Below are 18,004 nucleotides of genomic sequence, written 5' to 3' on the forward strand. Positions count from 1 at the left end.
GCTGTGGATAAGTCCACTCCCTGTCCGTCTCACCGACTGCGACTGATCGCTGCCGCAAAGCAGAACGGGCGCCCTGGGGCGCCCGTTCCGGTGCTGCGATGGGGCGGGAAGCGGCTTACGCGGCTTCCGGCTCCACCACGATCTTGACCGGCACTTCGACGTCGGCGTGCAGATGCACCATGACTTCGTGTTCGCCGATGTGGCGCAGCGGGCCTTCGCCCATGACCACTTCCGACTTGCCGACCTTGTGGCCGGCGGCGGTGAGGGCCTCGGCGATGTCGCGCGGGCCGACCGAGCCGTACAGCTTGCCTTCGGTCGACGCGTTGGCCTTGATGGTGACGCTGACGCCGTCGAGGGCGCTGCGGCGGCTCTCGGCGTCGTCCGACAGGGCCTTGGCCTTGGCTTCGAAATCGGCACGCTTGGCTTCGAACATCGCGACGTTGGCGGCGGTGGCCGGAACGGCCTTGCCCTGCGGCACGAGGTAATTGCGGCCGTAGCCCGGCTTCACGTTGACGGTGTCGCCGAGGCTGCCGAGGTTGACGACTTTCTGCAGGAGAATCAGTTTCATTGGAAGATTCCGTATTCGTTAGCGACGCGATCGCGCCGCAACTGGTGGCTGTCCGAATGACAGGGCACTGTCATTCCGAGCGAATGCGAGGAATCTGTTTTTTCGATCTCGGAAATCGTTCGAGCACTCGAAAAGCAGATCCCTCGACCGGGCCATGCCCGGACTCGGGATGACAATTAGACGTTGTGGTTGTCGGTGTACGGAATCAGGGCCAGGAAACGCGCGCGCTTGACGGCGGTCGCGAGCTGGCGCTGGTACTTCGACTTCGTGCCGGTGATGCGGCTGGGCACGATCTTGCCGTTCTCGGTGAGGTTCTGGCGCAGGGTGTTGAGATCCTTGTAATCGATCTCCTTCACGCCCTCGGCGGTGAACTTGCAGAACTTGCGGCGGCGGAAAAACTTGGACATGGTCGGGCTCCTCAGGCTTCGGCGGGTTCGGCGGCTTCTTCGCTGTCGGCGATGCCGATGGCACCGTCGTCATCGCGGCGGCGGCGATCGCCCTTCTCGGCCTTGTCCTTGTCGTCCTTGTTCTTCATGATCAGGGACTGCTCGGTATCCGGGCCGTCGCGCTTGATCACGAGGTGACGCAGCACGGCGTCGTTGAAGCGGAAGGTGTCGACCAGTTCGTTGAGAACAGCGAGATCGGTCTCGATGTTCATCAGCACGTAGTGGGCCTTGACCAGATTCTGGATGGGATACGCGAGCTGACGGCGGCCCCAGTCTTCGAGACGGTGGATCTTGCCGCTGCCGGTCTCGACGAGCGACTTGTAGCGCTCGATCATCGCCGGCACCTGCTCGCTCTGGTCCGGATGGACCATGAAGACGACTTCGTAATGACGCATGGTGGTATTCCTTGTGGATATCGGCGGCGGGATTGCCTGCCGAAAGCCCCCCGGTCGCCGCGTTGGCGGTGGTGGGGCAAGGTCTCCGTCGGGCGGACAACGCCCTCGGGAGCCGGCCAGTATGACGGATCAATCACTTGGCCGCAAACCTCGGCACCCCGGCCCGATCCGGGCATAGTGCGCGCTTTCGACCACGGACCCGCCCCATGCCCGGTTGCCCGCCGCCGCCCCCTGCCCGCACTCGCCGTTGGCCGTCCCGTTGGTCATCCCTCTGGCTCGGGGTCGGCCTGGGCCTGCTCGGCACGCCGATCGCCATCGCCGCGCCGGACACGCCGGCCGCCTCCGCCCCGTCCGCCGCATCGCTGCCGACGCAACTGGCCGACCTCGACACCTACGTCGAGGACGTCCGCAAGACCTTCCAGGTGCCGGGGATCGCGGTGGCCATCGTCAAGGACGGCGAGATCGTGATGGCGAAGGGCTGGGGCGAGCGGGACATCGGCAAGGGCCTGGTGGACGGGCACACCCTGTTCGCGATCGCCTCGAACACCAAGGCCTTCACCGCCACCGCGCTGAACATGCTGGCCGAGGAAGGCAAGCTGTCGCTGGACGATCGCGTCGTCGACCGCCTGCCCTGGTTCCAGATGGCCGATCCTTACGTCACCCGCGAGATGCGCATCCGCGATCTGCTGGCCCATCGCAGCGGCCTGAGCCTGGGTGCGGGCGATCTTCTGTACTGGCCGACCACCGACTACACCACGCGCGAAGTCGCCGAACGCCTGCGCCACGTGCCGCTGAAGGGCTCGTTCCGCGACCGCTATGCCTACGACAACATCCTGTATGCGGTGGCGCAACTGGTGGTCGAACAGGCCAGCGGACAATCGTTCGAGACCTTCCTGCAAAGCCGCATCTTCACGCCGCTGGGGATGGACGAGACCCGCTACAACAGCGATGCCCTCAAACCCGGCGACCGGGCCGCGACCGGCTACGCGCTCGCCGACTTCAAGGATCTGCAGCCCGCGCCGCGGCTGACCTGGCACAACGCCTCCGGCGCGGGCGGCCTCTATGCCAGCGCATACGACATGGCGAAGTGGATGCGGGTGCAGTTGGCGGGCGGCGCTTACGTCGATGCGCAGGGCAAGACGCTGCGGTTGTTCGAGGAAAAGACCCAGCAGCAGATGTGGCAGGCGATCACGCCGATCCCGGTAGCGACGCCCTCGCTGCCCGCCCTGCTGCCGGCGAAACCGAATTTCCTCGCCTACGGCCAGGGCTGGATGCTCTCCGACTACCGCGGGCAGAAACTGGTCTGGCACACCGGCGGCTGGCCGGGGATGGTGTCGCGGCTCACGCTGGTCCCGGACCGCAAGCTCGGTGTGGTGGTGCTGACGAACGCGGAACTCGGCGGCGCCTTCAACGCGATCACGCTGCGCGTGCTCGACGCCTATCTCGACGCGCCGAAGACCGACTGGAACGCCGCCTACGGTGCGGCGCTGGCGAAATCGCGGCAGAACGCCGACGACAGCTGGGCGAAGCACGAAGCCGCGCGCGCGAAACGCTCGACGCCGTCGCTGCCGCCGAGCGCGTATGCGGGCACGTGGCGCGATCCGTGGTACGGCGACATCGCGATCGCGCAGGAAGGCAACCGTCTGCGGATGCGCTTCTCGCGCACCGCATCGCTGGTCGGCACGCTCGAACACTGGCAGCACGACACTTTCCTCGTGCGCTGGGACGAACGCTGGCTCAACGCCGACGCCTTCGTCACCTTCGCGCTCGACGCCGACGGCAAGCCGCGGGAGGCGCGGATGGAAGCGATCTCGCCGAACACCGATTTCAGCTTCGATTTCCAGGATCTGGTGCTGACGCCGGTGCGGTGATCGCCCCGGCGCGTCGTATTCATTTCGCGCGACCCCGGATCGGTGCGCCGAGGCGCACCCTATGCGGCCGACGACATCAACGCCTTGCGGCGATCCACGCGTCGATGTGGCGCTCCAGCGTCTCCAGCGGCACCGAACCGGTTTCGAGCACCGCGTCGTTGAAGTCGCGCAGGTCGAACTTCGGACCCAGCGCCGCGGCGGCACGGGCGCGCAGTTCGGAGATTTTCAGCTGGCCGATCTTGTACGCCAGCGCCTGCCCCGGAGTGCCGATGTAGCGATCGATCTCGTTGACGATGTCGAGCTCGGCCTTCGGCGCGTTGTCCTTGAAGTAGGCGATGGCGCGCTCGCGGCTCCAGCCCTTGGCGTGCATGCCGGTGTCCACGACCAGACGCACCGCGCGCCACATTTCGTAGGCGAGCTGGCCCATGCGGTCGTAGGGATCTTCGTACAGGCCCATTTCGTAGCCGAGCTGTTCGGCGTACAGGCCCCAGCCCTCGCCATAGGCCACGAAATACGCGGTGCGACGGAACATCGGCGCGTCGGGCAGTTCGAGGCCGCGCGCGAACTGGAAGTGATGGCCGGGCACCGCCTCGTGCAGCGACAGCGGGATCATTTCCCAGGTCGGACGCGATTCCGGCTTGTAGAGATTGACGTAGTAGAACCCGGCGCGGCTGCCGTCGGCCGCACCCTGCTGGTAATACGCGGTGGTGGTGTCGGGGGCGATGTTGTCGGGAATCGGCCGCACGCCGTAGGGTTGGCGCGGGATGATGCGGAACACCTTCAGCAGTTCCGGATCGATCCTTTTGGCGACCGCGCGATAGCGCTGCAGCAGGGCGTCCGGCGCCTTCTCGAAGAAGCGCGGATCGGTGCGCATGAAGGCGAAGAATTCGCCGAGCGTGCCCTGGAAGCCGACCTCGGCCTTGATCTTCTCCATCTCCGCGCGGATGCGCGCCACTTCCTTCAGGCCGATGGTGTGGATCTCGTCGGCGGTCAGCGAGGTGGTGGTGTAGTCGGCGGCGAGGAAGTCGTAATAGGCCTTGCCGCCGGGCTGGTCGGACACCGCGATGCCGGTGCGGGTCCGCGGCAGATAGTCCCGCTCGAAGTACGCGAGCAACTTGCGATAAGCGGGCACGATGCGCTCGGCGATGACCTGCCTCGCTTCCGCCTGCAGCGCGCTGCGATCGGCCTCGGACACGCCGGCGGGGAATGTCGCGAACGGCCGGTAGAACGGGCTGTTCGCGGGGTCGTCGACGATCTGCGCGGCGATCTGCGGCGGCACGCGCTGCATCAACACGCGCGGCGGCAGGTTGCCGGCCTTCACGCCTTCGCGCAGCAGGGCGATGGTCTGGTCCACGGCGACCGGCAGTGCGCGCATCCGCGCGAGCCAGTCGCGGTAATCCTTGACGCGGGCGAAATTCAGGGCCTCGGCGACGCCATCGGCGGTCTGGACGCCGCCTTGGTGGCCGATCGGCTGCAGGTATTCGCGGAACGCCTGCCGCTGCACGGATGTTTCCTGCAGCCACAGCGCGGTGTCGTAGTTCAGCTGGTCGGCGGGGCTCAACCGGCTGCGGTCGAAGCGCTTGAGCGTCGCCAGCGCCTCGCGGTCGGCGGCTTCGCGGCCGGCGATGGCGGCGAGACTCTGGTCGGTCCATCGGTCGTTGAAGCGCAGATCGCCCTGGAACGATGCGCCCTCCGGCCGTTCGCGCAGGCCGCGCTCCCATTCTTGGGCGAAGAAGTCATGAAGGCGTTGGCCTTCGTCGATCGACTGGGCGTGCGCGAAACCGGCCAGCAGCGAGACCGCAAGCAGCATCAGCGCAACGCAGGCGGCCCGGCGACGGGAAGGACGGGACATGGGCGACTCCGGCACGGGTGATGGGCCCGAGTCTAACGCCCCGGTGCGACGAGCCGGATGGGACGGAAGTCAGGCCGTGACCCTTGCAAAACGCCCGCGCGGGGAGAAGAATACCGACTGCGCCATTTAAGTTGTTGAATATAAATGACATTTTGTCATGCATGAAACTTCATGGCGCTTGAAGAATCTCTACATAACCGGAGTAGACCGATGTCACTAGAACGCATGACCGGCACGATCGAGAGCTTGGGTGAATGTGCTCTGCTGCGAACGGAAACAGCCAGCACCTGGTCCTTGAAGCCGGCACCCGGAACCATTAAAGAACGGCTCGCTTTGCTGGATTTTCGAATCGGGCAGCATGTCGAAGTGCTTGGGAACGTACCCTCAGGCGCAAGGGGATCTTTTACTGTGTTCTCTCAGCGCTTCCCCGATGGATCCCAGATCAACCTCATGCACGATCTGCCGGCGAAAGAACGGTTCACCTGAACCGGTTCACTCAGGAAAGCGAACAACCCCTCGGCACCGAGTTAATCGGTGCCGAGGATGAAGGCTCAGGCCGCCTTGTCCGCGTCGGTCGTGAAGCTCTCGCCGCAGCCGCACTCGGCCTTGACGTTGGGGTTGCGGAACACGAACTGCTCGTTCAGTCCCTGCTTGAGGAAATCGATCTCGGTGCCGTCGACCAGCGTCAGGCTGTCCGGGTCCACGAACACCTTCACCCCGTCCTGCTCGCTGACGACATCGCCGTCGCGCGGCTCGCGGGCCAGATCGACCACGTAGCTCCAGCCGGAGCAGCCGGTGCGCTTGACCCCGAAGCGCAGGCCGAGGGCGCCGGGTGCGGCGTCGAGGTAGCCCCGGATGCGATCGAGGGCGGCGGGTGCGAGGGAAATGGCCATGTCCGGGATTGTAGCCTCAGTTAAACTTGGGGGCTCACCTCATATCGGCGCGTCGGCGCGGGAATTCAAGGCATGGCTTTCATCAGTGTCAAAGAGGCGTTGGCCGGGACGGCCGGTTCGCAGTCGCTGGTCGGCTCCGAAGTCACGGTCAAGGGCTGGGTGCGGACCCGCCGCGATTCGGCCGCCCTCAGCTTCGTCCACGTCAGCGACGGCTCCTGCTTCGCGCCGATCCAGGTGGTGGCCACCGACGCGCTGCCGAACTACGAGACCGAGGCGAAGCGTCTCTCCGCCGGCTGCGCGGTGATCGCCACCGGCACCCTGGTCGCCTCGCAGGGCAAGGGCCAGAGCTACGAAATCCAGGCTACCGGGCTCGAAGTGGTCGGCTGGGTCGAGGACCCGGAGACCTACCCGATCCAGCCGAAGGCGCATTCGCTGGAATTCCTGCGCGAGGTCGCGCATCTGCGCCCGCGCACCAACCTGTTCGGCGCGGTCACCCGCATCCGCCACTGCCTGGCCCAGGCCATCCACCGGTTCTTCCACGAGAACGGCTTCTACTGGGTCAACACCCCGATCATCTCGACCTCCGACGCCGAAGGCGCCGGGCAGATGTTCCGCATCTCAACGCTGGACATGATGAACCTGCCGCGCACCGAGGCCGGCGGCATCGACTTCTCGAAGGACTTCTTCGGCAAGGAAGCGTTCCTCACCGTGTCCGGCCAGCTCAACGTCGAGGGCTATTGCCTCGCGCTGAGCAAGGTCTACACCTTCGGCCCGACCTTCCGCGCCGAGAACAGCCACACCACCCGCCATCTGGCCGAGTTCTGGATGATCGAACCGGAGATCGCCTTCGCCGATCTCGCCGCCGACGCCGCCCTGGCCGAGCAGTTCCTGAAGTATCTGTTCCGCGCGGTGCTGAGCGAACGCGCCGACGACATGGCCTTCATCGCCGAACGCGTGCAGAAGGACGCGATCACCCGGATGGAGGCGTTCGTGAACGCGCCGTTCGAACGCATCGAGTACACCGAGGCGGTGCGCCTGCTGCAGGCGTCGAAGCAGAAGTTCGATTTCCCGGTGGAATGGGGCCTGGACCTGCAGACCGAACACGAGCGCTGGCTGACCGAAACCCACGTCGGCCGCCCGGTGGTGGTGACCAACTATCCCGAGCACATCAAGTCGTTCTACATGCGCCTCAACGACGACGGCCGGACCGTCGCCGCGATGGACGTGCTGGCGCCGGGCATCGGCGAGATCATCGGCGGTTCGCAGCGTGAGGAACGACTGGACGTGCTGGACGCGCGGATCGCGAAGTTCGGCCTCGATCCGGCCCATTACCAGTGGTACCGCGACTTCCGCCGCTACGGCACGGTGCCGCACGCCGGCTTCGGCCTGGGCTTCGAACGCCTGGTGGTCTACGTCTGCGGCCTGAGCAACATCCGCGACGCGATCCCGTTCCCGCGCGCACCGGGCTCGGCGGAGTTCTGACACATCTGGCGATTCACCATTAGCACCAAGGCTAGTCAAAGGCTCCGATATGGACAAGCAGAACCTTCTTGAAAACTTGGAAAAATTTCGAAGCCGACTACTTTATGACGTCGCATCCGCTTACGCGCAACGCGGATCTGATTTTGGACGCGAACGATTCAAAGCATGGCGCAGGGAGATAGATCAATTCCTTGACATCAATCTCCCAGGAAAAAAACACGGCTTGGACAAAAAACTGAGCCGATCCTTTTACGCAATAGACGTTGGCGAATCTGACTTCAATGAATTCATGCGTTTTGATGGCAATCCTTGTCTTGCCTTTGTCGATTCCTTGATACTCGATATCACTAACGATGAGCACATGAGTGGTGGAAACAGCATAACAGAACAATCAATTGCCGAGAAGAATCAAAAAAAAGAGCAAAACGATCGAATCTTTATCGTCCACGGCCACAATGAAGCTCTAAAGATTACAGTCGCACGATTCATAGAAAAGCTTGGATATAAGCCAGTAATCCTGCATGAACAAGCAAATCAAGGAAAAACCATAATTGAAAAAATAGAATCCCATACAAATGTAGGTTTTGCGATTGTTATTTACACTGAGGACGATCTCGGCAACTCAACAAATAAAGCCAACAGCGGAAATTTAAACAACCGAGCCAGACAAAATGTTGTTTTTGAACATGGCTATCTCATTGCCAAGCTGAAACGCGAAAGAGTGGTGCCGTTAGTATCTGGAAACATAGAACTGCCTAGTGACATAAACGGCGTCGTGCACACGAGCGACAGGAACTGGCAAATTGATATAGCAAAAGAGATGCGAGCAGTTGGTTACAATGTTGATTTCAACAAACTAATCGACATCTAAAGATGCAAGCAATCACTAAAACCCATTGTTGATGACGGATTTCATCCGCAGAAGCCCATACTAGATGATTCTATTCTTCGCCCTCGTCTGCCTGTCGCTGGCCATCGCCGGCTTCTGCGCGCTGGTCATCTTCTGGCCGCTGACCCTGGTCCATCTGCGCGAACGCCATCCGGCGACGCATGCGGAGCTGGGCCAGATCGCGTTCGCGAACCCGTCCGCGCTGTGGTGGCTGCTCAACGGCGGCTACCGCGCCACCCAAGACCGCAACCTCAGCGGGCTGGCGACGCCGGCGCGCGTGTCGCTGAGCGTGATCCTGTTCGGGCTGGCCGGCGCCGGCATCCTCTGGCTGTGGGCGGTGGCCTACCCATGAGCGAGTCACGCATCGAGTGGTGGCTCGCGAGCCTCGGCCTGACGATCGTCTGGGCGCGGCTGCGCGTCCGCGAGGCCGGCACCGCGGAAGTCTTCGACAGCGACGGCAACACCCTCGCCTACGACAGCGAGGACAGCGCCCGCGCCGCGCTGATGGACGCCGAATTCGTGTCCTGGGACGGACTGGACGAGGAAGACGCGCTGGAACGCGGTTTTTCGCTGTCGCAGGTGGCGCCGCCGGACGCGGACGACGATGCGTCGCTGCGCGACCGCATGGTGCTGACGCTCGGCGCGCGTGCCTGAGGCCCGATGTACCAACCCCGCGCCTTCGTCGAGACCGACCTCGCCGCGCTGGATGCGCTGATCGCCGCGGATCCGTTCGTCACCCTCGTCAGTCTCGGCGACGATGGCCTGCCCTTCGCCAGCCATCTGCCGGTGCTCTACGCCCGCGACGGCGAACGGATCCTGATCGAAGGCCACTGGGCGCGGCCGAATCCGCAGGCGGGGCACGTCGGCAAAGTGTTGATGATCGTCCACGGCCCGCACGCCTACGTGTCGCCCGGCGTGTATCCGGACAAGGAGACCGCGGCGCGGGTGCCGACCTGGAACTATGCGGTCGCGCATCTGCGCGGCACGTTCGATGTGTTCGAGGACGAAGCCGCGCTGGGCGATCTCGTCGATCGGCTGAGCCGGCGCTTCGAGACCGCGCTCGGCCGCGACTGGCGTTTCGATCCGGCGCGCGACGATCACCGCAGCCAGCTGCGCGGCATCGTCGGGTTCCGCTTCGTGCCCAGCCGCATCGACCTGAAATTCAAGCTCAGCCAGAACCATCCGCCGGAGAACCGGCGCGCGGTGCGCGACGACCTCGCTCGTCGCGACGACGCCGGCGCCCGCGCGGTCGCAGCGCTGATGCGCCTGCGCGACCCCGCGGACGACCGTGCAGACGATCCCGCACACCACACCGACCACGACTGAGGGCACGCCATGGACCTGGACCTTTCCGGCAGACACGCGCTGGTCTGCGGCGCTTCCGAAGGCATCGGCCGCGCCGCCGCGCACGAGCTGGCGCTGCTCGGCGCCGACGTCACCGTGCTGTCGCGTCGCGCCGAAGCGCTGCGCGAGGTGGTCGACGCCCTGCCCCGCGCCGGCGCTCAACGCCATGGCCTGCTGGCGGCCGATGTCGCCGACACCGACGGCCTGCGCGCCGCGATCGAGGCGCTGGTCGGCGGGCATCCCGTGCACGCGCTGGTGAACAACACCGCCGGTCCGGCCGGCGGTCCGGTGCATGCTGCCGAGGAAACCGCATTCCTCGATACCTTCCGTCGCCACCTGCTCGCCAACCACGCGCTGGTGCAGGCGGTGCTGCCGGGCATGCGCGCCGCGGGCTGGGGCCGCATCGTCAACGTGATCTCGACCTCGGTGCGCGAACCCATCGCAAATCTCGGCGTGTCCAACACCATCCGCGGCGCGGTCGCCGGCTGGGCCAAGACGCTGTCGCGGGAAGTCGCCGCGGACGGCATCACCGTCAACAACGTGCTGCCCGGCTATACCGAAACCGCGCGCCTCGCGCAGATCCTGCACGACCGCGCGCGGGCCGCGGGCAAATCCGAGGACGAGGTGGCCGCCGGCATGCGCCAGACCGTCCCCGCCGCCCGCTTCGCCCAGCCGCAGGAAGTGGCCGCGGCCATCGCCTTCCTGTGCGCGCCGGCGGCCGGCTACATCAACGGCGTCAGCCTCGCGGTCGACGGCGGTCGCATGCAATCGATCTGACGGCACCGCGGGACAGCGCATCGCGCCCTCACCGCTCCCCTTGCCTGCGCCTCGCGGCCGGCTATGCTGTCGGCAGGCAGTCTCCGGCACTCCCTCATGACCCCTGAAGAACGTCGTCGCGCGCCGCGCCACGAATACGATTGTCCGGTGCTGATCGCCCGCGATGCCGAAGGGTTTCTGGGCAATATCGACAATGTCTCCGCCAGCGGCTGCTGCATCACCCGTCCCCACGACTGGTCGCTGGCCGACGGCACGCAGGTGTGGCTGTACCTGATGATCGACGAGCGCCACGTCTTCGGCGCGCAGGCGCGCGTGGTCTGGACCAGCCCGCAGTTCGTCGGTTTCGAATATCTGGAGCCGCAGCCGCTGCCGGCCTGATCGCGGCTCTTCGGGGATGCGCGTTGCGGGGCGTCGCGTTATGCACGATCGGGACGCCGTTGCACGCAACGGTTGCCCCGCGGCAACGGCTGCGGCAGCCTATCCCGATCGACATCTGCATCGGCATCGCAACGACATCGGCATCCGCCGCCTGTCGCGGACGGACCGGGGGACCCATCGCATGGAAGACGCACTGCTGAAAGAACGACGCGCCGGGGACCGGGTCCCGTTCGCGATGCGGGTCATGGTGATCTGCGACGCCTTGGCTTGGGCCGCGGACGTGCTGGACCTGTCCGAGGGCGGCTGCGGCATTTTCCGTCCGCCGGGCTGCCTGTTGCGCGAAGGCAATGTGGCGCAGTTGTTCTTCTTCCAGGGTCCGGGCCCCGCCGTGCCGGTCTCGGCGCGCATCGCGCGCATCACCGAACGTCACATCGGTTTCGAGTACCACGAGCCGCAGAACGTCCCGCCCACGCCGCCCTGAGTCCTGCCGCCCCGCCATGCCCGAAGGCCCCGAAATCCGCCGTGCCGCCGACCGTCTCGCCGATGCCGTGGTCGGCGCGCCGCTGCGGTCCGCATGGTTCGCGTTTCCGGCGCTCAAGTCCCATGAAGCCGATCTGATCGGACGCCGGATCGAAGCCATCGTGCCGCACGGCAAGGCCCTGCTGACGCGCTTCTATCACGGCTGGACGCTCTACAGCCACAACCAGTTGTACGGCGTGTGGAAGATCGCCGCCGCGGGCGAGCGCCCCGACAGCGGACGCTCGCTGCGGGTCGCGCTGGAAACCGACGACCGCGCGATCCTGCTGTACTCCGCCTCCGACGTGGCGATGTGGCGCAGCGACGAGATCCACGCGCATCCGTTTCTGGCCAAACTCGGCCCGGACGTGCTCGATCCCGCATTGAAACCGGCGACCGTCGCCGCGCGCCTGCGCGACCCGCGCTTCCGCGGGCGCGCGCTGGGCGCGCTGCTGCTGGACCAGGGCTTCCTGGCCGGGATGGGCAACTATCTGCGCTCGGAAGTGCTGTTCGCGGCGAAACTGCGGCCGGAACGCAGGCCGCAGGATCTCGACGCCGGCGAGCTTCGCGCGCTGGCGCGCGAACTGCTGGCGATTCCGCGACGCAGTTACGCCACCCGCGGCATCGAGCCCGCACAGGGCATGCGCGAGGACTATCTCACCGACACGCCCGAGGGTTTCCGCTTCCTCGTGTTCGACCGCGAAGGCCTGCCGTGCCCGGTGTGCGGGGGCACGATCGAGCGCCAGGAGGTCGGCACGCGCCGGCTGTATCTCTGCCGGCGCTGCCAGAGGTGAAGCCTCCCGCCGTCACGCCGGATAGAGGCAACCGGTGACGGCCCAGCGCGCATTGCCGGCCGGATACGCGGCCGTGATCCGCGAAATGAAGATGCGCACGGTGGTGTCCTTGTCGGCGTAGAGGGTGACCGGGCCGTAGGCCTTTCGGTCGAGATTGCTGTAACCGACACCGACCTGGAGATCGTGGACGGCGTACACGCCGCCGACCGTCGTACCGACCTGAAAATCGGCGGTATCGGTCGACGCAGGCAGGCGCAGGCCGGCACTGATCTGTTCGATCTGCAGGCGATACCCCACCGGCACCGCGAACTGCGCGGTGACGCCGCTGTAGCCGGCGGGGAGCGCGATGTTGCCAGCGCTCTGGAAAGGTTTGGCGCAGGCATCGCCATGGGCCTGGGCGACGAACGGGGACAGTGCGAGTACGGCCAGCAGCGACAACGAACGGAGATTCTTCATGAGGGACTCGGGGCTTCCATGAGGGAAAGGGCCGCGGCGACGCCGCGGATTTCGCGCACCCTACGCCGGCGCATCGACGCCGGAACGCGCGGGAGGCCCCTGTTCCAACGGCGCGAAGCAGCCGCAAGGGACAGCCGGCACCCGATCTCGGTAAGCTTGCCGCATGCGAACGTTCCTTCATGTCATCGACGGTGCCGAACGTGCCGCGCGCAGCGGCCGGACGCTCGATGTCTTCGATCCGGCCAGCGGCCGCGCCTATGCGCAGGTGGCGGCCGGCGAAGCCGCCGATGCCGCCGACGCCATCGCCGCGGCGAACGCCGCGTTTCCGGCCTGGTCCGCGCTGCCCGCGACCGAACGCGCGCGCTGGATGGAACGTCTGGCCGATGCGGTGGAAGCGCGGCTCGACGATTTCGCCCATGCCGAAGCGCTCGACGGCGGCAAGCCCTACGCCCTCGCCCGCGACGCCGAAATTCCGCGCGCGATTTCGAACCTGCGGTTCTTCGCCCACGCCGCGACCCAGTTCGCGAGCGAATCGCATCACGGCCAGGCCGGTCTCAACTACACCCTGCGCCAGCCGCTGGGCGCGGTGGCCACGATCTCGCCGTGGAACCTGCCGCTGTATCTGTTCACCTGGAAGATCGCGCCCGCGCTCGCCGCCGGCAACACCGTGGTCGCCAAACCGTCCGAGGTCACGCCGGCCACCGCGACCATGCTCGGCCGGCTGGCGAACGAGATCGGTCTGCCCGCGGGCGTGCTCAACGTCGTCCACGGCCTCGGGCCCGCCATCGGCGAAGCGCTGGTCGTCGATCCGGCGATCAGGGCGGTGTCGTTCACCGGCAGCACCGCGGTCGGCAGGCGCATCGCGGTGCTCGCCGCCGAACGCCTGAAGAAAGTCTCGCTCGAGCTCGGCGGCAAGAATCCCACCCTCGTCTTCGCCGACAGCGACTGGCGCGCGCACATGGACGTGATCGTCCGTTCCGCGTTCCAGAACAGCGGCCAGATCTGCCTCTGCGGCTCGCGCCTGCTCGTCGAACGATCGATCTTCGCCGAATTTCGCGACACGCTGGTCGAGCGCGCGCTGGCGCTGCGGGTCGGCGATCCGATGGACCCGGATGCGCGCATGGGCCCGCTGGTGTCGCAGGCGCATTTCGACAAGGTCGTGGGCGCCCTGCAGCGCGCGCGCGACGAAGGCGGCCGCATCCTCTGCGGCGGCCGCGCGCTGGACCGGCCGGGCTGGTTCGTGGCGCCGACCGTGATCGAAGGCCTCGGCCCCGATTGCGCCACCAACCGCGAGGAGATCTTCGGGCCGGTGGTCACCCTGCAACCCTTCGATGACGACGACGAAGCGCTCGCACTGGCCAATGCGTCGGACTACGGCCTGGCCGCGTCGGTCTGGACCACGCATCTGTCGCGCGCGCACCGCATGGCCGCGGAGCTGCGCGTGGGCATGGTCTGGATCAACACCTGGCTGATGCGCGACCTGCGCACGCCGTTCGGCGGCATCGGCCAATCCGGCCTCGGCCGCGAGGGCGGGCAGGACGCGATGCGCTTCTTCACCGAATCGCGCAACGTCGGGCTCGCGACATGAAACGCCGCGACCGCCTTCCGGACGACGACCGATCCCGCGTCGCCACCCTCCTTCCTTCCGACAGGACCGTCACGTGAGTACATCGCTGGAAGCGCTGCTGCGCAACAACCAGGCCTGGGCCGAACGCGTCAGCCGCGAAGACCCCACCTTCTTCGATCGCCTCTCCCGCCAACAGGCGCCGAAATATCTGTGGATCGGCTGTTCGGACTCGCGCGTGCCCGCGAACCAAGTCGTCGACCTCGCGCCGGGCGAAGTGTTCGTCCATCGCAACATCGCGAACGTCGTCGTCCATACCGATCTCAACTGCCTGTCGGTGATCCAGTTCGCGGTCGACGTGCTCCAGGTCGAACACATCCTCGTCGTCGGCCATTACGGCTGCGGCGGCGTGCATGCCGCGCTGACCGGCGCCCGCGTCGGGCTGGCCGACAACTGGATCCGCCACGTCGGCGACGTGGCGGTGAAGCATGCGACAGTCCTCGCCGACGCCGGAGGCGAACCGCTGCAGCACGATCGCTTGTGCGAACTCAACGCGCTCGAACAGGTCGCGAACGTCTGTCAGACCACGATCGTCCGCGATGCCTGGGCGCGCGGACAGACGCTGAGCGTCCACGGCTGGGTCTACACCCTGCGCGACGGTCTGGTCCACGACCTCGGCCTCGATGTCGCCGCGAGCGACCAGCTCGAAGCGCAATATGCCGCCGCGCTGGCGCGCATCCGTGCCGATCGGGAAGACCGCTGATGACCGACGCCATCCACGCCGCCCACGCGCCGAAGGCCGTCGGCCGCTACCCGCATGCGCGTCGGGTCGGCGAACTGCTGTTCCTTTCCGGCATCGGTCCGCGCGATCCCGCCAGCAACGGCATCCCCGGCAACGTCCACGACGCCGAGGGCCGCCTGATCGCCTACGACATCGCCGCGCAGACCCACGCGGTCTTCGCCAACGTGCGCGCGGTGCTGGATGCCAGCGGCGCGCGCTGGGAAGACCTGGTCGACGTGACCGTGTATCTCACCGACATGGCCCGCGATTTCCCGGTCTACAACGCGATCTGGGCCGAGTATTTCCCGGATGCGGCCACCGCGCCGTGCCGGACCACGCTCGGCATCACCGCGCTGCCGACGCCGATCGCGATCGAACTCAAATGCATCGCCGTCGCGCCGAAGGACAGGGGCGACTGACGTGGAACTGCTGCTCACCAATCTCACCTCGGCGGTGGTCCTGGCGTTCGCGCTCGGACTGCTGGCGCGCGCCGTGCGCAGCGATCTGGTCATCCCCGACCAGATCCAGACCTATCTCTCGATCTTCCTGCTGCTGGCCATCGGCCTCAAGGGTGGCGTCGCCCTGCGCGGCCAGGAACCGGGCACGCTCGCGCTGCTGCTGGGGATGACGCTCGCCGCGGGCGCCGCCACCGCCTTCAGCGCGTACTGGTTCGCGCGGGCGTTCCTGCGCGACATCCGCCGCGAAGCCGCCGCGATCGCCGCGCACTACGGCTCGGTGTCGGCGGTCACCTTCATCGCCGCCAACCAGTTCGCCGAGCGCAACGGCCACGCGCCGGAAGGCGTGCTGGTCGCGCTGCTGGTGGCGCTGGAAGTGCCCGCGCTGCTGATCGGCCTGGCGCTCGGCCGCAGCACCCAGAGCGACGCCGCCAGCCATCACACCCTGCGCGAAGTCTTCACCGGCAAGACCGCGATCCTGCTGCTGGGCGGACTGGCGATCGGCGCGATTTCCGGCCCCGACGGCATCAAGAAAGTGGATGCGATGTATTTCGCGCTGTTCCAGGGCGTGCTGATGCTGTTCATGCTCGACATGGGCATGATCGCCGCGAACCGCCTGGCCGAACTGCGTCGCGGCTGGCTGCGCCTCGCGGCCTTCGCCACCGTCGTGCCGCTGCTGCACGGCATCGTCGGCGTCCTGCTGGCGCACGCCTGCGGCCTGTCGGCGGGCAGCGCCGGCGTGTTCGGCGCCATGCTGTCCAGCGCGTCCTACATCGCCGCGCCGGCGGCGGTGCGCGCGGGCCTGCCCGAAGCCGATGTCGGCCGCTGCATCACCGCGGCGCTCGGTCTGACCTTCCCCTTCAATCTCGCCATCGGCATTCCGCTGTACGCGGCCATCGCGCAGCGGCTGGCCGAGTAACGCCGGAGACGCACGCATGCTGCCCAACCCGATCAACCTGCAGGCCTGGATCGACGCGCACCGGCACGAGCTGAAGCCCCCGGTCGGCAACAAGTGCATCGTCGACGGCGAATTCATCGTGATGGTGGTCGGCGGCCCGAACGCGCGCACCGACTACCACTGGGACGAAGGTCCGGAGTGGTTTCATCAGCTCGAGGGCGAAATGGTGCTGCGCATCCAGGAGGATGGCGCGCCGCGCGACATCCCGATCAGGGCCGGCGAAACGTTCTTCCTGCCGCCGCGCGTGCCGCATTCGCCGCAGCGCATGGCCGGCGGCATCGGCCTGGTGATCGAACGCAGGCGGCTGCCGCACGAACTCGACGGCCTGCAGTGGTACTGCGAACGCTGCAACGAAAAGCTGTACGAGGAATTCTTCCCGCTGGTGAACATCGAAACCGATTTCCCGGCGGTGTTCGAACGCTTCTACCGCTCGCACGACCACCGCACCTGCAAGGCCTGCGGCCATTTCAACCCCGCGCCGGCGAAGTACGACCCGCAGACCTGAACGCCATCGGACGCCGCATGCTCAAGATCGACACCCACGCCCACTACCTGCCCCGCGACTGGCCCGATCTCGCGGCGAAGTACGGCGACATCCGCTTCCCGGTGATCCATCACGGCGACGACGGGCGCTCGCGCATCTACAAGGATGGCCGGTTCTTCCGCGAGATCTGGCCCAAGACCTGGGACCCGAAGATCCGGATCGAGGAATTCGCCGGCTTCGGCGTGCAGGTGCAGGTCATCAGCACGGTGCCGGTGATGTTCAGTTATTGGGCGAAGCCGCAGCACGCGCACGATCTGCACCAGGCGCTCAACGATCACATGGCCGAGGCGGTGCGCGATGATCCGCGCCATTACGCCGGCATCGGCACGGTGCCGCTGCAGTCGCCGCGGCTGGCGATCCAGGAACTCGAACGCTGCATCGACCAGCTCGGCCTGCAGGGCGTGCAGATCGGTTCGCACATCAACGACTGGAACCTCGACGCGCCGGAACTGTTCGATTTCTTCCAGGCCGCGGCCGAACTCGGCGCCGCGATCCTGGTGCATCCCTGGGACATGATGGGCAGCGAATCGATGCCGAAGTACTGGTTGCCGTGGCTGGTGGGCATGCCCGCGGAACAGTCGCGCGCGGCCTGCTGCCTGGTGTTCGGCGGCGTGCTCGAACGGCTGCCGCAGCTGAAGGTCTGCCTCGCCCATGGCGGCGGCAGCTTTCCGTACACCATCGGCCGGATCGAACACGGTTTCAACATGCGCCCCGACCTCGTGGCCACCGACAACTTCCGCAATCCGCGCGAATATCTGTCGCGGCTGTATTTCGATTCCTGGGTGGCCGACCCGCGCGCGCTGCGCTATCTGATCGACACCTGCGGCACCGACCGGATCATGCTCGGCACGGATTATCCGTTCCCCCTCGGCGAACAGGAGCCCGGCGCCGGCATCGCCGCGCTCGAATTGTCCGAAACCGAACAGGCGCGTCTGTATCACGGCACCGCGCTGGAATGGCTGGGGCTGCCGCTGGCGAGGTTCTCGTGATGCAGGACACCACAACAGGGTGCGCTCTCGGCGCACCGGCTCTCTCACCGCG

Annotated in this window: 23 protein-coding genes; 17 read left to right on the plus strand and 6 right to left on the minus strand. The window is 66.5% G+C overall.

Translation table 11 applies throughout. The features are described 5' to 3' along the window. Window positions 1-115: 115 nt before the first annotated feature. The 3 genes from rplI to rpsF form a co-directional block, all read right to left on the minus strand. The gene (rplI, locus tag ABD974_RS13110; protein ID WP_345303785.1) at window positions 116-568 is read right to left on the minus strand and encodes a 50S ribosomal protein L9; all 453 of its coding nucleotides are present in this window, start codon (window positions 566-568) and stop codon (window positions 116-118) included. Window positions 569-744: 176 nt separating this feature from the next. Continuing rightward, window positions 745-975, minus strand: coding sequence for a 30S ribosomal protein S18 (gene rpsR / locus ABD974_RS13115; protein ID WP_055247656.1), 231 nt, complete (start codon window positions 973-975; stop codon window positions 745-747). A gap of 11 nt (window positions 976-986) precedes the next feature. After that, window positions 987-1,409, minus strand: coding sequence for a 30S ribosomal protein S6 (rpsF, locus tag ABD974_RS13120; RefSeq protein ID WP_345303786.1), 423 nt, complete (start codon window positions 1,407-1,409; stop codon window positions 987-989). A gap of 206 nt (window positions 1,410-1,615) precedes the next feature. Here rpsF and ABD974_RS13125 point away from each other — a divergent pair, with 206 nt between their 5' ends. Continuing rightward, window positions 1,616-3,280 carry a serine hydrolase gene (locus ABD974_RS13125; protein ID WP_345303787.1) on the plus strand — a complete coding sequence of 555 codons (1,665 nt, stop codon included), beginning with the start codon at window positions 1,616-1,618 and terminating at the stop codon, window positions 3,278-3,280. Between the two features lie 76 nt (window positions 3,281-3,356). Here ABD974_RS13125 and ABD974_RS13130 read toward each other — a convergent pair whose 3' ends face one another. Continuing rightward, window positions 3,357-5,132 (minus strand): DUF885 domain-containing protein, encoded by a 1,776-nt coding sequence (locus ABD974_RS13130; RefSeq protein WP_345303788.1) that lies wholly within the window; start codon window positions 5,130-5,132, stop codon window positions 3,357-3,359. 225 nt (window positions 5,133-5,357) lie between these two features. Between ABD974_RS13130 and ABD974_RS13135 the strand changes: the two genes are divergently transcribed. Further along, window positions 5,358-5,618 (plus strand): hypothetical protein, encoded by a 261-nt coding sequence (locus tag ABD974_RS13135; RefSeq protein WP_345303789.1) that lies wholly within the window; start codon window positions 5,358-5,360, stop codon window positions 5,616-5,618. Window positions 5,619-5,683: 65 nt separating this feature from the next. On the opposite strand, the gene ABD974_RS13140 is transcribed toward ABD974_RS13135, so the two are convergent. Then, window positions 5,684-6,025 (minus strand): HesB/IscA family protein, encoded by a 342-nt coding sequence (locus tag ABD974_RS13140; protein WP_345303790.1) that lies wholly within the window; start codon window positions 6,023-6,025, stop codon window positions 5,684-5,686. Between the two features lie 72 nt (window positions 6,026-6,097). Here ABD974_RS13140 and asnS point away from each other — a divergent pair, with 72 nt between their 5' ends. From asnS to nei, 9 genes are all read left to right on the plus strand, one after another. Beyond that, window positions 6,098-7,507, plus strand: coding sequence for an asparagine--tRNA ligase (gene asnS, locus ABD974_RS13145; RefSeq protein WP_345303791.1), 1,410 nt, complete (start codon window positions 6,098-6,100; stop codon window positions 7,505-7,507). Between the two features lie 49 nt (window positions 7,508-7,556). Then, on the plus strand, window positions 7,557-8,378 hold the full coding sequence (locus ABD974_RS13150) for a TIR domain-containing protein (RefSeq protein WP_345303792.1): 822 nt from the start codon (window positions 7,557-7,559) through the stop codon (window positions 8,376-8,378). A gap of 64 nt (window positions 8,379-8,442) precedes the next feature. Continuing rightward, entirely contained in the window at window positions 8,443-8,748 is a 306-nt protein-coding gene (locus ABD974_RS13155) for a hypothetical protein (RefSeq protein ID WP_345303793.1), read from the plus strand. Beyond that, complete coding sequence (locus ABD974_RS13160; protein ID WP_345303794.1) at window positions 8,745-9,050, plus strand: hypothetical protein; 306 nt, start codon at window positions 8,745-8,747, stop codon at window positions 9,048-9,050. The genes ABD974_RS13155 and ABD974_RS13160 overlap by 4 nt, the downstream gene beginning before the upstream one ends. A gap of 6 nt (window positions 9,051-9,056) precedes the next feature. Next, window positions 9,057-9,722: an FMN-binding negative transcriptional regulator gene (locus ABD974_RS13165; RefSeq protein WP_345303795.1), complete on the plus strand. Its 666-nt coding sequence runs from the start codon at window positions 9,057-9,059 to the stop codon at window positions 9,720-9,722. A gap of 9 nt (window positions 9,723-9,731) precedes the next feature. Further along, entirely contained in the window at window positions 9,732-10,517 is a 786-nt protein-coding gene (locus ABD974_RS13170) for an SDR family oxidoreductase (RefSeq protein ID WP_345303796.1), read from the plus strand. Between the two features lie 96 nt (window positions 10,518-10,613). Beyond that, window positions 10,614-10,895, plus strand: a complete 282-nt coding sequence (locus tag ABD974_RS13175) for a PilZ domain-containing protein (protein WP_345303797.1) — start codon at window positions 10,614-10,616, stop codon at window positions 10,893-10,895. A gap of 181 nt (window positions 10,896-11,076) precedes the next feature. Then, a complete protein-coding gene (locus ABD974_RS13180) occupies window positions 11,077-11,376 on the plus strand; it encodes a PilZ domain-containing protein (RefSeq protein ID WP_345303798.1) in 300 nt (99 codons plus the stop codon). A gap of 16 nt (window positions 11,377-11,392) precedes the next feature. Continuing rightward, window positions 11,393-12,205 carry an endonuclease VIII gene (gene nei, locus ABD974_RS13185; protein WP_345303799.1) on the plus strand — a complete coding sequence of 271 codons (813 nt, stop codon included), beginning with the start codon at window positions 11,393-11,395 and terminating at the stop codon, window positions 12,203-12,205. Window positions 12,206-12,217: 12 nt separating this feature from the next. Here the strand turns inward: nei and ABD974_RS13190 are convergent, their stop codons facing one another. Continuing rightward, window positions 12,218-12,661 carry a hypothetical protein gene (locus ABD974_RS13190; RefSeq protein ID WP_345303800.1) on the minus strand — a complete coding sequence of 148 codons (444 nt, stop codon included), beginning with the start codon at window positions 12,659-12,661 and terminating at the stop codon, window positions 12,218-12,220. A 163-nt stretch (window positions 12,662-12,824) separates the two neighbouring features. On the opposite strand from ABD974_RS13190, the gene ABD974_RS13195 reads away from it, so the two are divergent. The 6 genes from ABD974_RS13195 to ABD974_RS13220 all read left to right on the plus strand — a co-directional run bounded on the left by ABD974_RS13195 (window position 12,825) and on the right by ABD974_RS13220 (window position 17,952). Beyond that, window positions 12,825-14,249 (plus strand): aldehyde dehydrogenase, encoded by a 1,425-nt coding sequence (locus ABD974_RS13195; protein WP_345303801.1) that lies wholly within the window; start codon window positions 12,825-12,827, stop codon window positions 14,247-14,249. A gap of 73 nt (window positions 14,250-14,322) precedes the next feature. Beyond that, window positions 14,323-14,988 carry a carbonate dehydratase gene (gene can, locus ABD974_RS13200; protein WP_345303802.1) on the plus strand — a complete coding sequence of 222 codons (666 nt, stop codon included), beginning with the start codon at window positions 14,323-14,325 and terminating at the stop codon, window positions 14,986-14,988. Further along, window positions 14,988-15,425, plus strand: a complete 438-nt coding sequence (locus tag ABD974_RS13205) for a RidA family protein (RefSeq protein ID WP_345303803.1) — start codon at window positions 14,988-14,990, stop codon at window positions 15,423-15,425. The genes can and ABD974_RS13205 overlap by 1 nt, the downstream gene beginning before the upstream one ends. A gap of 1 nt (window position 15,426) precedes the next feature. Then, window positions 15,427-16,380 carry a sodium-dependent bicarbonate transport family permease gene (locus ABD974_RS13210; RefSeq protein WP_345303804.1) on the plus strand — a complete coding sequence of 318 codons (954 nt, stop codon included), beginning with the start codon at window positions 15,427-15,429 and terminating at the stop codon, window positions 16,378-16,380. 16 nt (window positions 16,381-16,396) lie between these two features. Beyond that, window positions 16,397-16,924, plus strand: coding sequence for a 3-hydroxyanthranilate 3,4-dioxygenase (locus ABD974_RS13215; protein WP_345303805.1), 528 nt, complete (start codon window positions 16,397-16,399; stop codon window positions 16,922-16,924). 17 nt (window positions 16,925-16,941) lie between these two features. Next, window positions 16,942-17,952 (plus strand): amidohydrolase family protein, encoded by a 1,011-nt coding sequence (locus ABD974_RS13220; protein WP_345303806.1) that lies wholly within the window; start codon window positions 16,942-16,944, stop codon window positions 17,950-17,952. Window positions 17,953-18,004 lie beyond the last annotated feature (52 nt).

It is taken from the genome of Lysobacter hankyongensis (assembly GCF_039543145.1).
GTDB classification, from domain to species: Bacteria; Pseudomonadota; Gammaproteobacteria; order Xanthomonadales; family Xanthomonadaceae; genus Lysobacter_I; species Lysobacter_I hankyongensis.

Bases quoted from the DNA above. Each gene is read 5' to 3' on its own strand.
- ABD974_RS13205 (WP_345303803.1), top strand. From the start codon at position 14,988: ATGACCGACGCCATCCACGCCGCCCACGCGCCGAAGGCCGTCGGCCGC.
- asnS (WP_345303791.1), top strand. From the start codon at position 6,098: ATGGCTTTCATCAGTGTCAAAGAGGCGTTGGCCGGGACGGCCGGTTCG.
- ABD974_RS13160 (WP_345303794.1), top strand. From the start codon at position 8,745: ATGAGCGAGTCACGCATCGAGTGGTGGCTCGCGAGCCTCGGCCTGACG.
- ABD974_RS13175 (WP_345303797.1), top strand. From the start codon at position 10,614: ATGACCCCTGAAGAACGTCGTCGCGCGCCGCGCCACGAATACGATTGT.
- ABD974_RS13155 (WP_345303793.1), top strand. From the start codon at position 8,443: ATGATTCTATTCTTCGCCCTCGTCTGCCTGTCGCTGGCCATCGCCGGC.
- rplI (WP_345303785.1), bottom strand. From the start codon at position 568: ATGAAACTGATTCTCCTGCAGAAAGTCGTCAACCTCGGCAGCCTCGGC.
- ABD974_RS13165 (WP_345303795.1), top strand. From the start codon at position 9,057: ATGTACCAACCCCGCGCCTTCGTCGAGACCGACCTCGCCGCGCTGGAT.
- ABD974_RS13130 (WP_345303788.1), bottom strand. From the start codon at position 5,132: ATGTCCCGTCCTTCCCGTCGCCGGGCCGCCTGCGTTGCGCTGATGCTG.
- nei (WP_345303799.1), top strand. From the start codon at position 11,393: ATGCCCGAAGGCCCCGAAATCCGCCGTGCCGCCGACCGTCTCGCCGAT.
- ABD974_RS13140 (WP_345303790.1), bottom strand. From the start codon at position 6,025: ATGGCCATTTCCCTCGCACCCGCCGCCCTCGATCGCATCCGGGGCTAC.
- ABD974_RS13190 (WP_345303800.1), bottom strand. From the start codon at position 12,661: ATGAAGAATCTCCGTTCGTTGTCGCTGCTGGCCGTACTCGCACTGTCC.
- ABD974_RS13180 (WP_345303798.1), top strand. From the start codon at position 11,077: ATGGAAGACGCACTGCTGAAAGAACGACGCGCCGGGGACCGGGTCCCG.
- ABD974_RS13170 (WP_345303796.1), top strand. From the start codon at position 9,732: ATGGACCTGGACCTTTCCGGCAGACACGCGCTGGTCTGCGGCGCTTCC.
- ABD974_RS13195 (WP_345303801.1), top strand. From the start codon at position 12,825: ATGCGAACGTTCCTTCATGTCATCGACGGTGCCGAACGTGCCGCGCGC.
- rpsF (WP_345303786.1), bottom strand. From the start codon at position 1,409: ATGCGTCATTACGAAGTCGTCTTCATGGTCCATCCGGACCAGAGCGAG.
- ABD974_RS13135 (WP_345303789.1), top strand. From the start codon at position 5,358: ATGACCGGCACGATCGAGAGCTTGGGTGAATGTGCTCTGCTGCGAACG.
- rpsR (WP_055247656.1), bottom strand. From the start codon at position 975: ATGTCCAAGTTTTTCCGCCGCCGCAAGTTCTGCAAGTTCACCGCCGAG.
- ABD974_RS13220 (WP_345303806.1), top strand. From the start codon at position 16,942: ATGCTCAAGATCGACACCCACGCCCACTACCTGCCCCGCGACTGGCCC.
- ABD974_RS13125 (WP_345303787.1), top strand. From the start codon at position 1,616: ATGCCCGGTTGCCCGCCGCCGCCCCCTGCCCGCACTCGCCGTTGGCCG.
- ABD974_RS13150 (WP_345303792.1), top strand. From the start codon at position 7,557: ATGGACAAGCAGAACCTTCTTGAAAACTTGGAAAAATTTCGAAGCCGA.
- ABD974_RS13215 (WP_345303805.1), top strand. From the start codon at position 16,397: ATGCTGCCCAACCCGATCAACCTGCAGGCCTGGATCGACGCGCACCGG.